The organism is Deltaproteobacteria bacterium, assembly GCA_019309545.1.
Lineage (GTDB): Bacteria > Desulfobacterota > Desulfobaccia > Desulfobaccales > Desulfobaccaceae > Desulfobacca_B.
On the sequence record JAFDGA010000008.1, the window covers coordinates 12,311 to 25,389 of the forward strand.

General features: G+C 51.2%; 9 protein-coding genes. 5 read left to right on the top strand and 4 right to left on the bottom strand.

Features of this window, described 5'->3' with window-relative positions:
- Positions 1 to 260: 260 nt before the first annotated feature.
- Positions 261 to 1,256: a hypothetical protein gene (locus tag JRG72_03745; protein MBW2134335.1), complete on the top strand. Its 996-nt coding sequence runs from the start codon at positions 261 to 263 to the stop codon at positions 1,254 to 1,256.
- Here JRG72_03745 and JRG72_03750 read toward each other — a convergent pair.
- From JRG72_03750 to mgtE, 3 genes are all read right to left on the bottom strand, one after another.
- Positions 1,213 to 1,962: a hypothetical protein gene (locus JRG72_03750; protein MBW2134336.1), complete on the bottom strand. Its 750-nt coding sequence runs from the start codon at positions 1,960 to 1,962 to the stop codon at positions 1,213 to 1,215. The two genes, JRG72_03745 and JRG72_03750, sit on opposite strands and share 44 nt — an antisense overlap.
- Positions 1,963 to 1,973: 11 nt before the next feature.
- On the bottom strand, positions 1,974 to 2,495 hold the full coding sequence (locus tag JRG72_03755; GenBank protein ID MBW2134337.1) for a hypothetical protein: 522 nt from the start codon (positions 2,493 to 2,495) through the stop codon (positions 1,974 to 1,976).
- 110 nt (positions 2,496 to 2,605) lie between these two features.
- Positions 2,606 to 3,946: a magnesium transporter gene (gene mgtE, locus JRG72_03760; GenBank protein ID MBW2134338.1), complete on the bottom strand. Its 1,341-nt coding sequence runs from the start codon at positions 3,944 to 3,946 to the stop codon at positions 2,606 to 2,608.
- Between the two features lie 238 nt (positions 3,947 to 4,184).
- Here mgtE and JRG72_03765 point away from each other — a divergent pair, with 238 nt between their 5' ends.
- Both JRG72_03765 and JRG72_03770 read left to right on the top strand, forming a co-directional pair.
- Positions 4,185 to 6,869, top strand: coding sequence for a mechanosensitive ion channel (locus JRG72_03765; GenBank protein MBW2134339.1), 2,685 nt, complete (start codon positions 4,185 to 4,187; stop codon positions 6,867 to 6,869).
- A gap of 67 nt (positions 6,870 to 6,936) precedes the next feature.
- Entirely contained in the window at positions 6,937 to 9,402 is a 2,466-nt protein-coding gene (locus tag JRG72_03770) for a DUF3536 domain-containing protein (GenBank protein ID MBW2134340.1), read from the top strand.
- 19 nt (positions 9,403 to 9,421) lie between these two features.
- On the opposite strand, the gene JRG72_03775 is transcribed toward JRG72_03770, so the two are convergent.
- Complete coding sequence (locus JRG72_03775; protein ID MBW2134341.1) at positions 9,422 to 10,123, bottom strand: lytic transglycosylase domain-containing protein; 702 nt, start codon at positions 10,121 to 10,123, stop codon at positions 9,422 to 9,424.
- Between the two features lie 694 nt (positions 10,124 to 10,817).
- Between JRG72_03775 and JRG72_03780 the strand changes: the two genes are divergently transcribed.
- Both JRG72_03780 and JRG72_03785 read left to right on the top strand, forming a co-directional pair.
- Positions 10,818 to 10,955 carry a hypothetical protein gene (locus JRG72_03780; protein MBW2134342.1) on the top strand — a complete coding sequence of 46 codons (138 nt, stop codon included), beginning with the start codon at positions 10,818 to 10,820 and terminating at the stop codon, positions 10,953 to 10,955.
- Between the two features lie 92 nt (positions 10,956 to 11,047).
- A complete protein-coding gene (locus JRG72_03785; protein ID MBW2134343.1) occupies positions 11,048 to 12,985 on the top strand; it encodes a DUF4445 domain-containing protein in 1,938 nt (645 codons plus the stop codon).
- Positions 12,986 to 13,079 lie beyond the last annotated feature (94 nt).

Genomic DNA, 13,079 nt, shown 5'->3' on the forward strand with positions numbered 1-13,079 from the left:
GCAAAGAAGGTACCATGGTTGTATATTTTGATAACTTATTGATATAGCGGTTATTATTTTTTTAATGGGGCTGTTACTGATTTAAGACGGAGGAAATTTGCCGAGATAAATGTTGTAAAATTGTACGCTATTTCTATTTTTATTTAATATGCATTTGATTTATTTGAAATTTTTGTTGTACATAAATTATCCAGTCTCCTTGACATTTGTTGTAATTATATACAACGATTCTATGCCGTCTAGGTAAGGTAACCGCTCTAATGAGTTCGGAGACCGATCTTATGCCTTCCGGCCAGACCTTATTTACTCTCGGCTTTTCTTCGCATCGGATTGAGGCCTTGCCCTATGCCCGGCAGGAGATGGCGGGCCACCAGGCCATCGTCCTGGAAGAGCCGCCCTCGGAAACGCTAGCCCCGATGCTGGCCGGCCAATTGCCCATCGCGGACTATATCCAGGAGCAAGGCTCGGAATTTCCAGAATATAGTTACCGGCAGGCGGTGCTCCTACAAGAGATGCACCAGGCCGGCAAAATTATCCTTCAGATCGAACCTTTTTTAGAACGTCTGTTGCAGATCCACGAGATGTTCGCCCTGGATCAGACTCCCGCTGAGGTCTTGGCGCTGCCGGATTTAGCCCCGGTTTACCAGATGGAAAGGCAAGCTACCCGGGCTTTGTTAAATTTTTATACACATTCTCTGAAGTCTAGTTTTGGCCAGGTAGTGGAAGCGGTCAAGAGCTTTGCCCGGGCTGACGCGGGCCGTTTTCGCTACCGGGATGAACTCCGGGCCCAGGCATTGGCGGCTCTGGCCAGCCAGTATAAGCGCATCTATGTGGAAGCTGGATATATCCACCTGGGACTGCCGAGGGCTTTGCGCCGCCATTTAAGAAACTCCGGAAAGGTTCGGTCGGTTTTTCTGTTAGGTTCGGTAGTGCGTCCGTTGCTGGGAACTAGCCGGGTTCTGGGCCCGGGTGATCGGCTCACCCTGGTTTACCAGTTTAATGCCAAGTGCTCTGCCGAAAAGGAAAATCTCCTGGCCGCCCAGAGCTTAATCCACATCAAGCTGCTGAATCAGGAGGAAATCTTGGCCGGGGAATCCGCCACTCCGCACACCGATGACGAAATCCAGGCCAATTTATTGGTTAATCGGTTGACTTTCCAGGACTGTGAGAGACTTTATCCATTGATCCGCTTTGCCAACCAGGCCCAGGCCCTCAGACAAGTTCAAAACTATCTCCGCTCCCAAGTGAGACAGTAATCGTAGGCTGGCGTCCCCAAGACCGGTTTTTCTGGACGGCGCGCCATTTCCGGAGTTCCCGGACCGCAAAGTCGTCGGCGTATTTTTCCACCTGATCGCGTAATCTTTTCAATTCCCGTCGCCGGCGGTGGGTGCGACGGCCACCGGAAAGGGCCGAGTTAATTGCCGCCGAAATCAAACAGGTGTTTCCCGACCGGCGGGTATGGCCAATTTCGTGGAGGAAGAGAAACGGTTGCACCTCTTTGGGCCCCAACTTCAGGCCCAGTTCCTGGCTCAGCCGGGCCGCGGTATCTTCCAGATTGAGGGCGGGATTGAGGTAGACCTTGTAACCCCCATCCGGTCCCCAATCCAGGGTGGAACAGGCCAGGTGCCCCGGCCCCCAGAAGTGTTCAGGGTGATCGCTGGCCAGCCCCAAATAGGTTACCTGATAGTGCCGGGCATAATCCAGTAGCATGTCAAAGTCCAGCAACCGGCCAAAGCGCTTGATTTTGTCTAGCACCTCGACCACTTCCGGAATATTAAGGCCGTCAGGGTGGTGGTCCCAGGAAGTTTCCAGACTCCCTAAAAATGGCAGTTCGATAAGAGCGATATTTTTGCCAATGCGCCGAACCCGGCCGTGGAAACGAATCAGGATTCTCATCAACCACATGCCAGCTGCCAATCCAGCCAAGCTGCTCACCAATACCAGCACAAGGTTTAGATTCATCCCTGACCCCCTCAATGGAGCTGGGGGGCACCGTACATCACCTTCCAGCTCCGCTGACGAATAAAACTGTTAAGCTTATATATCAGGACGGATTTGAAAGATTGGCCTTTCATGGCGGCAATGATGGTCTTCAAGAAGCAGAGCAGAAACTCAAAATGGAACTCGCAGTGGCTGAAATGGGTGAACTCGCTTACCGTGCCAAAAGAAATGAAGGCCTGTTGACACTGGTATCCGGGGAGGACATTGTTCAAGCCCTGAGCCAGGATAAGGATGGTTCGAGCCGTCTCCCGTGGGCCGATAACCCTGGGCTCACCCAAATCAATGCCGACAAACCCCGGGTAATCACGGGATAAGTATTGGTTGGCGGTCCACAGCACATGGTAGGAGTTGGGCGATCGGCTGAGTTTGGATTGGCTGAGTGGGCGAGCCAACAGATGCTCCCTGAGGAAAGGGTCCAGCTTGCTATCCCGATAATCGATTAATTCCAATACCTGCCGGATCACCTCGCTGATAAAAAGCGGATCAGTGCGCATAAATATCAAGGCCTTTAACTGATTGAATAACCGGTCTGCTAACAGGGTATTCGATAATCCGGCAAAAATCAACCAACGGCTGCTTCAGGTAATCAGGTCCAGTGTTTCCTTTAGTGGAAAAGGATAAACTTGGCCACCTGAAAATAGGTGAATACTCCTAAGACATCGACCATGGTGGTGATAAACGGGGCTGAAACCACGGCTGGATCAAGCCCCAGACGAACAAAGATTAAGGGCAACAGGCTCCCGAACAAAGTAGCCAGAGTCGAGATCAGGATCAGAGACGAGCCCACCGCGATTGATACCCACCAGTTCCCCTGCAGCCAAAAAGCCCAGAAGATGACAATAAACCCTAAAAAGGACCCCAGAAACAGGCCGATTCCCACTTCCCGGAGCAACAGTTTAAGGGCATTGCTAAAGGTGACTTCCTGGAGGGCCCAACCCCGGACCATGACCGCAGAGGTCTGGGCGCCGATGTTGCCGCCGCTGCCGGTCAGTAAGGGCACAAAGGCCGCCAGTGCAATGACCGAATGGAGCAATTGGGTCTGATGCATGATGATATTGCCGGTAAAGGTGTTGGTGATCAACAGGACAAGCAGCCAGCCCACCCGGCGGCTGGCCACGGCCAGCATCCCGGATTTAAAATAACTCTGCTCCGGGACCTGCACCGCACCCAAGCGGTAGATGTCCTCGGTGGTTTCGTCTTCCAGAACGTCCATGATATCGTCATGGGTGATAATGCCCACCAGGCGGTTTTCCCTGTCTACCACCGGGATGGCCAGCAGGTCATATTTTTTGATTTTATGGACTACCTCTTCTTGATCCTCATCCGTATGGACCGCCACCACCTGTCGTTTCATGAGGTTGGCAATCTTGGCTTCGGGGTCGGCCAGCACCAGGTCTTTTAAGGATATGATGCCGGTTAAACGTCGTTGTTCATCGGTCACATAGCAATAATAAACCGTTTCCTTATCCAGGCCCACCCGACGAATTTTCAGGAGGGCGTCGCTGACCGACATAAAGCTCTTCAGATCAATATACTCCGGAGTCATGATCCGGCCGGCGGTGTTCTCTTTATAACCCAAAAGCAGGGCAGTGGCGTCCCGCTCCGCCGGACTCAACATCCGGAGCAGTCTTTTGGCGACCTTGGCCGGGACTTCATCCAAAAGATAGGCCCGATCATCCGGTGACATATGTTCGACCAGGTCTCGGGCCTGTTCATCCCGAAAGCTGGCTAACAATTCCTGCTGGTCATTGACTTCCAGACTTTCAAACACTTCCACGGCTTGACGTTTATCGAGCAGCCGGAAAACCAGGGCACGTTCACTGGCGGGCAGGGAGGTGATCAGACCGGCCAGATCCATGGGATTTTTTTCATTCAAGGTCGATTTGAGGTCTTCCCAGCGATGGGCTGCGACCAGGTCGGCAAAAGTCTGTTCGAATTCGGCCATAAGATCACCTCTCGTACCACAATTGACAAGTTCCGCTCTAGCCTATAAAATATATCATGCTTGTCCGAAAACCCTAAATTCTTCTCCCCGTCTTGGGCGGATGGTTAGGGTGGAGGAAGCATCGTAAGCAACAATACCTCCACGTGTCTCCCCCTCTCCCCGGCCCTCTCCTACCAGGGGATTCAACTTGAGCATGAATAATGATCGAACATCAAAGAACTATTTATTTGGAGGGTAAATGATCTGGAGAAGAAATGCCGCGAGATCTGGTAATAAATTTCTGCTATCTCTCTTGGGGGTTATTCTGCTCGCGGGATTTCTCGGCCTCGCCTGGGAGGAAAGCCAAGCTACTGAGTCCACCGGGGGAACCTCGCCAGCGCCAAATGTACAACCGGCGATGGTGAAAATCCTGATGTTAACGACCCAGGATGTAGAAAAAGAAATTGCCTCCTTGGAAGAACAGATTAACAAAAACAAGAAAGACTTAGACTCAGCCCAAAAGGTCACCGAGGAACTCAACACTTCTATCAGCGCCATGAAAGCGGCCTTGGCGCTTGATAAAATACCTTTACGACAGGCTGAAACACTCCTTAAAAGATTCTCCGCCCAGGAAGAAAAAATTAACTCTTCTCTTCAAAAGTTAGAAGAGCAAATCGCTACCCTTGAGAAAAAACAGGCCGATGACGCTGCCTCTCTGGCCGATTTAAAAGCACAAATCGATCGGCTCAAAGACTCAGACCTACCGGCGGAGCAGCAAAAAAGTATTCGCGCAATTTATCAGAGATATTTGAGATTGGCAACTGCTCAGGGCAAGTTAGTCAATCAGTTGATTCAGATACAGCGGGCTCAGGCCCAGGAACTTCACCAGCAACAGAAACTAGTGCATGACTTGACCGGCTCCTTTCAGACCCACATCACTGAGACCTGGAAAGAACAACTGTTCACCCGCCGCAGTATTTATGATTTTTGGTACGATATCGTAAAATTGGCAAAGGAATCCGTATCCTTGCCAGCCAGGCTAAAAGACTGGACCCAGCAGCAGATTGAGTCGGAAGCCCTGAGGCAGAAAGTCAAAGACCAAATGGCCCCACTGGTGGGGTTGCTGGTTTCTCTGGCCTTCGTATTGTACGGAACGCGACGCCTGAAGAAGCTTGTTGATTTATTTATCAAACAGTGGGAAGCCAGGGCCTTCAGTTTTGCCCAGAAGTCCTTCCTGGCTATTGTCCAGCTTATTTCCCGGCATGCTATTTCACTGGTTTTAGTTCTATGGTTGGCTCTCGGACTATGGATCCTGGACCTGCTGAAAATTACCGCCATAAAAATGGTCCTTTCCGGTTTGGTAGCCTGGGTAGTGATCAGACTGCTGACTAATTTGAACCAGGTTTTGTTTGGCCCCCGAGATCCAGATCGCCGAATCATTCCGGTAGTTGACGAAACCGCCCGGTTTTATGGCCGATATGGCAGCTTATACCTGATTTATGTGGTGGCTGGCCAGTGGGTCCTGGTGGTTTTAGAGTTATTAAAATATCCTATGGGAACTTTGGATTTCTCAGAATTTATTTATGAAATCAGTATCTTATTAGGGCTGGCGGGGCTGCTCAAAAAGCCCCATTTAGGCAACCTCTTAGACGGCATGGGGGTGTCCGAGTGTTTCTGGTGGCAGGATATCATCAAGGCTCTTCGGTTATTAGTATTATTTGGATTAATGGTGGTTATTTTGGGCGATCTCTTGGGGTTTCACAATCTGGCCACTTATCTCTCCCAAGCCACAGTTAATACCACCGGAATCTTGTTTCTCTTCTTAGTTCTGGCCCAATTGAGCGACGATTTTGCTACCTTTTTTATCCACCCTAAAGAAGGCTTGTTGGTCCAAAAATTTCCTTCCTGGACCGCAAGTATAGCAAATATCTATCAGCAGTGGCGGAAACTAGTCCCCGCCGCGATTGTCATTTTAGCTATACCCTTCATTTTAGATATCTGGGGAATGTGGTCAACAATTTCCGCTAAGCTTTTGAAGATACTCACCTATGGGCCGCACTTGGGGCCGGTTAAATTAACGCCGCTGGCAATTGTATTGGCAATTGTGGTGCTCTATCTAGCTAACCGTCTCTCTTATCTACTCCAGTTCCTGATGGAAAAACGCCTTTATTCCCGCAAAGGCTGGGATGAGGGGGTTCAGGCTACTATCTCTAAAACAACGCATTATGCCCTGATGACCCTGGGGACTATTGTGGCCCTGGGTTTCATGGGATTTAATCTCACAAACATCGCTCTAATCGCAGGCGCTCTGGGAGTGGGGATCGGCTTTGGTTTGCAAAATATCGTTCATAATTTTATCAGCGGCTTGATCCTGCTGTTGGAACGGCCCATCAAGGTTGGGGACATGCTGATCATCGATGGCCAGTGGGGCATGGTGAAGGAAGTCCGGGTGCGCAGCACCGTATTTCAGACCTTTGACCGCTATGTGTTGATCATCCCCAACTCGGAACTGATCTCCAATAAGGTTCTCAATTGGACCTTTTACGGCAAGGGGATTAACCGTCTCAGCCTTAAAGTGGGGGTGGCTTATGGCTCGGATGTGCATCGGGTGACCAAAATTATTGATCGTGTCTGCCGGGACAATCCCAATGTGCTCCATGCCCCCCCGCCCACCATCTATTTTAGTGCCTTTGGCGACAGTTCCCTGGATTTTAACATATGGGTTTACCTTAGGACCCCGGATGTTCGGATCACTGTGACCCATGAGTTGAACTGCGCCATCTTTGACGCCTTCCGGGAACACGGCATCGAGATCCCCTTTCCGCAGCGTGATCTCCATATTAAGCAAATGCCAGAGTCCAACCATATTCTTTTGATGCGACGGCATGAATCCACCGGCCAAGAAGAGTTGGGTAAAAGGTCGCGGTTTGAGTCAGACTATTGACATGCCCTGACCTACCCCCTATAATCGATCCCTAAAAGAATAGGATGATGCTTGCGGAGTCACCCGAGTGAAACCAGCTCCCTCCCGATATATCTGTATCCACGGCCATTTTTATCAGCCGCCGCGGGAAAACCCCTGGTTGGAAGAGGTCGAGGTCCAGGATGCGGCGGCGCCGTTCCATGATTGGAATGAGCTGATCACCGCGGAATGTTACGGACCTAACACCGCGGCCCGCATCCTGCGGGAAGATGGCCGGATAATTGATATTATCAATAATTATCAATATATCAGCTTCAATTTTGGCCCCACCTTAATGACCTGGCTCCAACGGCATGCCCCAAATATTTATCAGGCCATTCTGGAAGCCGATCGCCTCAGTCAGAATAATTTCAGCGGCCATGGCAATGCCCTGGCTCAGGTTTATAATCACCTGATTATGCCCTTAGCCAACCGCCGTGATAAGCAAACCCAGGTTTTCTGGGGGATCAAGGATTTTGAACACCGTTATGGACGGCGCCCTGAAGGAATGTGGCTGCCGGAAACCGCGGTTGATCGCAAGTCCTTGGAAGTGCTGGTCGATCATGGTATTAAGTTTACTATCCTGGCGCAACACCAGGCCCATCGCATCCGGCCCTTAGGGGGAACCGAAGGTGATTGGCTAGATGTGAGTGGCGGGCAGATCGACCCTAGCCAGCCCTATCGGGTAGTGCTTGACCCAAACCCCAATAATCCTAAATATATCGATATCTTTTTCTATAACGAAACCATTGCTCGAGCCGTGGCTTTTGAGGGGTTGCTGTCTAGTGGTGAGCATCTGACCACTCGGCTACTGGGAGGATTTTCAGATGATCGGCAAGGCCCCCAATTGGTCCATATCGCTACGGACGGTGAATCCTATGGCCATCATCACCATTTTGGCGAGATGGCGCTGGCCTATGCCATTGAAAGGCTACGGTCCAATAATGAATGTCAACTGATTAATTATGGCCAGTTTCTGGAGGAATACCCGCCAACCTGGGAAGTAGAGGTGTATGATAATTCCTCCTGGAGCTGCCCCCATGGGGTGGAGCGCTGGCAGGCTGATTGTGGCTGCAATAGTGGCGGGCATCCAGGCTGGAATCAGGCTTGGCGTGCCCCCTTGCGGGCCGCCCTCGATTGGCTGCGCAATGAACTGTCAGTCCTGTTTGAGACTCGTGGCGGCCAATACCTGCGCGATCCCTGGGAAGCCCGGAATCAATACATTTCCGTAATCCTGGACCGCGGTTTGGATAATTTGGATAAGTTTCTAAATCAGCACCAGAAATATCCCCTGAAATATTTCGAGCGTCGGGATACCCTGAAACTGTTGGAAATGCAGCGCCATGCCTTATTGATGTATACCAGTTGTGCTTGGTTCTTTGATGAAATTTCCGGCGAAGAGACGGTTCAAAACCTTAAGTACGCAGCCCGGGCCCTGCAACTGGCCCGGTCCTTTACCGGGGAGGATCTAGAAGAGGAGTTCTTGCGCAGGCTTTCCTGGGCTCCCAGTAATATCTCCGAATTCGGTAATGGGGCCCGAGTTTATCGATGTTTGGTAATGCCGGCGCTGGTTGATCTCAGACGGATTATTGCGCAATACGCTATCTCCTCGATTTTCGAAGAGAAACCAGAAAGAAGTCAGATCTATTGCTTTGATTTAGAACATCGGGATTACCGGCAAGAAACCTATGGCGGCACTGCCCTGGCAGTTGGCCGAGTAATGGTTATTTCCCAGATCACCATGTCGGCCGAGGAGTTGACTTTCGTAGTGCTCTACCTGGGGGGACATGATTTTCACTGCGTCTTACGTACTACCCGGGGTATCATGGAGTATGAACAACTCAAAAAGGAACTGTTCCAGATTTTCTCCTTTCATTCCCTTACCGAGGTAATCCGTTACCTGGATAACAATTTTGGGACCAATTATTATAGTTTGAAAGATCTGCTGACCGAAGAACGCCGCAAGCTAATCTTTCAGATAATTGCGGAGACTTTTGCCAGGTTTGAAAATACCTATCGGCAACAGTATGAAGAGAACCGCAAGTTAATGGAATACCTAAAAGATATTGAGACCCCGATTCCGCGTCCCTTCCTGGTGGCCGCAGAATACACTCTTACCCAGGACCTGGAGCGGGAGATCACCGATTTGGAGGAAACCCCGGATTTGGAGAGGATAGCCTCCTTAGTCGAGGAAATTCGCCGCTGGAATTTAAGGGTGGAGGCAGAGCGCCTGGAACCCCAATTTCGCCGGACTCTGGAAAAGTCTTTGGACTGCGCCCTGCGGTCTTTGGATCAGCCCGAGAAGCTGGAAAAGGTTTTGCAGATGCTGAAGATTGCCCATGTCCTGCCATTTCCGGTCAATTTCTGGGGAGCACAGAACCGTTTTTATCAATTCTGGCAGGAGGAGGGGCGTCAACTTAAAGAGAGCGCGGCAGGCGAAGAGATTACTACCGGAATCCTGGATCTGGATATCTTGCTAGGCATCGCCGATCAACTCAACTTTGCCTTAAAGTAAACCTACCTGGATCCAAGTTTTACCTTGATCTCCTCCTCCTGGTTCTGGGAATTACCTTAATAATCTTGGCCTTGCCGGAGGGAGAGTAACAGATCTTCACCGGAATCCCAGAGGCATAGCAGTAGGTATGCCATTGGGGTCGAGGGGGAGTAAGCCGGGGCGCTTTTTTAATGAATGATGAAGCGCGGGAGGGGCTGGGGTTATAACCTTGGGGTATGGGGGCGCCGGAATAGTTGCGCATGACGGTGGCGACGTAGTTGCGGGTCTCCTCAAAAGGCGGGCAACCATTATACTTTACCACATTCTCCGGCCCGGCATTGTAAGCCGCCAGCGCGTGCCGGACATCCTGGAATTGGACCAAACATCGCCTCAGATATCTGACCCCGCCGGCAATGTTCTGTTCCGGGTCGAAGGGATTTTGTACTCCCATCAGGGCGGCGGTTTCAGGCATCAGCTGCATCAATCCCATGGCCCCCTTCGGAGACACGGCCCGGGGATTGAAACCCGACTCCTGGCGCATTACTGCCCGCACCAGTTTTTTATCCACCCCGTAATGCCGGGCATATTTCTCGATCAAGGGCTCTAGCTGTCGGACCTGCGGAAGTCGTTTTTTGGGCACTGGTTGTCTGAAAGAAGCCGGGGAAGCCGTTGGTGTCGGTGCCGGAGGGCATACTCGGGAGGAATTTCGGAAAATATAAACCTGCACCTGAGACTTTGACAATTTCTGGTCAGCTTCGGAAACCGGGTCTTGAGTGACAGATGGGGAGGGCGTATTTCCAGTTATAACGATGGAGCCGTCGGGATGGAGTTTAAAGTCTTGCCCCTGGGCCAAGGCTATGCCATCCCCAAAGCATAATAAAAGACCTGCTAGTATAAGCCTTCGGGCCCACCAAGTTGCCACATCCACCCCTTTAGGACCTAATTTGGCATTTCATTATACTAAAAAAACCCAAACAAGTCAGTACTTTTTTACCATTCTTAGAATTTTTAATCGGTTTCCAGAAGTAAAAGAATTAATTTCCCTTAAGTTAATGAATTCTGATAAGATCGCTCTTCACCATGGTCAGCCCAGCTCTATATAAAATCAAATCCCCCCCCCAGAATCTCTCCCAACCATTTTTTGCTTGACAGACCCTGATTATTTTATCTTAATAAGATAAGCAAACAACAGAGGCTCTACTAAAGCTTGAAGAAAGGCATTGTTCCAGGACCCGCAATCAGGCCAACTAGTGGGTCTGGGGATCAAAAAAAACTGGGTGCCTTACCCGGGTCAGGCACGATCCGGGTTTTTTTATCTGAGGTAGAGAGCCCGGCGACCTAGCCCAGGGAACACCACGACCTCAAGTCCCTTAAAATATGGAATAACCCCTGATTCAGAGGAGAATGGCCGGTGGCGGATGTGGTTATAACTTTTTATGATTTCCCAAGAACAGAAAATTGAAGAAATCGTAATTGTTAAGGATAAAGAGGAGGCCCTGCGCTATCTGGCTGCCTTACTGGAGTGGATCAAAGGACATCCGGGCTTTGCCTACGGCTATCGCCCTTTTAAATAAACCAGGAAGATTAGACCTTCTGGTCACCTACCGCTTTAGTTAAAGTTAAGGTCTCAGTTTATGGTTAATCTCGATAACTTGTTGTGGTAGCTGTGAAAAAGACCGTTTGCTTTCAGCCTTATAATATTACTGTAGAGGTCGAAGAGGGAGAAAATCTATTAAGGGCCGCCATGGAGGCCGGTGTCCATATCAATGCCTCATGTGGCGGCGAAGGGGTCTGCGGCAAATGTAAGATCATCCTGGAACAGGGTGAATTGGAGAGTAAACGCGGGGTCACCCAGAGTGAGGAAGACTGGCGGCTGGGCTTTCGGCTGGCCTGTCAGTCGCAGGTGGTCTCCGATGTCGTCGTCCGCATCCCCCCGGAATCGCTGTTAGACCGCAAGGTCTTGCGGCTCAAGCCCAAAACCGCCCGCTTGCGGCCGATGCCGTTCGATATTGCCGAACTGCAGGCCAGTGGCCGTTACAATCCCGCCTTCCAGAAAAAATTTGTCAAATTGCCGCCCCCCACTTTGGCCGACAACGTCTGTGATCTGCGGCGCTTACGGGAAGGTCTGAGAAAACAACACGGCCTCGATAACATCACCCTGGATTTCTTCCTGCTCCGCAAATTGGCTCATGTGCTGCGAGAAAAAGATTTTGAGGTTACCGCGGTCCTCGATTTTGCCCAGCGGCGCTCCCGCAAGCCGCGGCTGGTCGACGTCGAACCGGGGGATACCACTGCCGCCCACTATGCCATCAGCATCGACATCGGCACTACCACGGTCTGGGGCCAGTTGCTGGAACTGACCGAGGGCAAGATCATCGGTGAAGCCGCGGAATACAATGCCCAGATCAGTTATGGGGAGGATGTCATTAGCCGGATCGTCTACGCCCAGAAGCCGGAGGGCCTGGACAAGATGCAAAAGCTGGTGGTCAGCACCATCAATCAGGTTATCCACCGCCTGTTGAAGAAACACCGGGTTGCCCGAGACCAGATCTCTCACCTGACCTTAGCGGCCAACACCACCATGACCCACCTTTTTTTAGGACTGGAGCCCAAATATATCCGGCTGGCCCCCTATACTCCGACCACCTGCTCGGTACCTCCGGTCCGGGGCCGGGATCTGGGGCTGGATGTCGCTGAACATGTGTTTGTGTATTGTATCAGTTCGGTCTCCAGCTACGTGGGCGGCGATATCGTCTCCGGGGTGCTGGGCTCGGGAATGTATCAGGAGAGCAAGTTAACCCTGTTTATCGATATTGGCACCAACGGCGAAATTGTTGTCGGTAATCAGGAATGGATGGCCTGTGCCGCCTGTTCTGCGGGGCCGGCCTTTGAAGGCGGCGGCATCCGTTTCGGGATGCGGGCTACCCAGGGAGCGATTGAGGATGTCAGCATCAATCCGGCCAATGCCGAGCCCATGCTGATGACCATCGGTATGGTCAAACCCAAAGGCATCTGCGGCTCCGGCCTGATAAATATCCTGGCCGCCTTGATGGAAACCGGCATTATCGACCCCAACGGCAAGTTCCGGGAAGATGTGGACACCCCCCGGTTGCGGATAGGAGAAGATGGACGGGAATATGTCCTGGCCTGGGCGGCCGACACCCAGATCGACCAGGATCTGACTCTGAGCGAAGTGGACATCGACAACTTGATGCGGGCCAAGGGGGCGATGTATGCCGGCTACCTCACCCTGTTGCAGAATATTGGGCTTGACATCCAGGACGTCGAACAGGTAATTCTGGCCGGGGCTTTCGGCAATTTCATCAATATTGAAAATGCTATTACCATCGGGCTGATGCCTGACCTGCCCCTGGACAGATTTCACTTTGTCGGCAATGGCTCCTTATTAGGGGCCACTTGCGTGGCTTTTTCCCGGGAAATGCTGGAGGAAGAACGCCGCGTGGCCTTGATGATGACCAATTTCGAACTTTCGGAAACCCCTGGTTTTATGGACCAATATGTTGCAGCCCTGTTTTTGCCGCATACCAAAGCAGAGTATTTCCCCAGCGTCCAGGAGCGCCTGAAAAGTTTGGCGCCATCCTAAATCCTCTGGGTCTCTGGGTCCTTGTGGTAAAGAAGGTCCTACCTGAAAGACACCGAGAGATTACCTGAATTATGGCCTGCGAACGCACCCGACC

Excerpts from the sequence above, each read along its gene's own strand:
- JRG72_03765 (MBW2134339.1), top strand. The coding sequence starts at position 4,185 with ATGATCTGGAGAAGAAATGCCGCGAGATCTGGTAATAAATTTCTGCTA.
- mgtE (MBW2134338.1), bottom strand. The coding sequence starts at position 3,946 with ATGGCCGAATTCGAACAGACTTTTGCCGACCTGGTCGCAGCCCATCGC.
- JRG72_03745 (MBW2134335.1), top strand. The coding sequence starts at position 261 with ATGAGTTCGGAGACCGATCTTATGCCTTCCGGCCAGACCTTATTTACT.
- JRG72_03780 (MBW2134342.1), top strand. The coding sequence starts at position 10,818 with ATGATTTCCCAAGAACAGAAAATTGAAGAAATCGTAATTGTTAAGGAT.
- JRG72_03755 (MBW2134337.1), bottom strand. The coding sequence starts at position 2,495 with ATGCGCACTGATCCGCTTTTTATCAGCGAGGTGATCCGGCAGGTATTG.
- JRG72_03750 (MBW2134336.1), bottom strand. The coding sequence starts at position 1,962 with ATGAATCTAAACCTTGTGCTGGTATTGGTGAGCAGCTTGGCTGGATTG.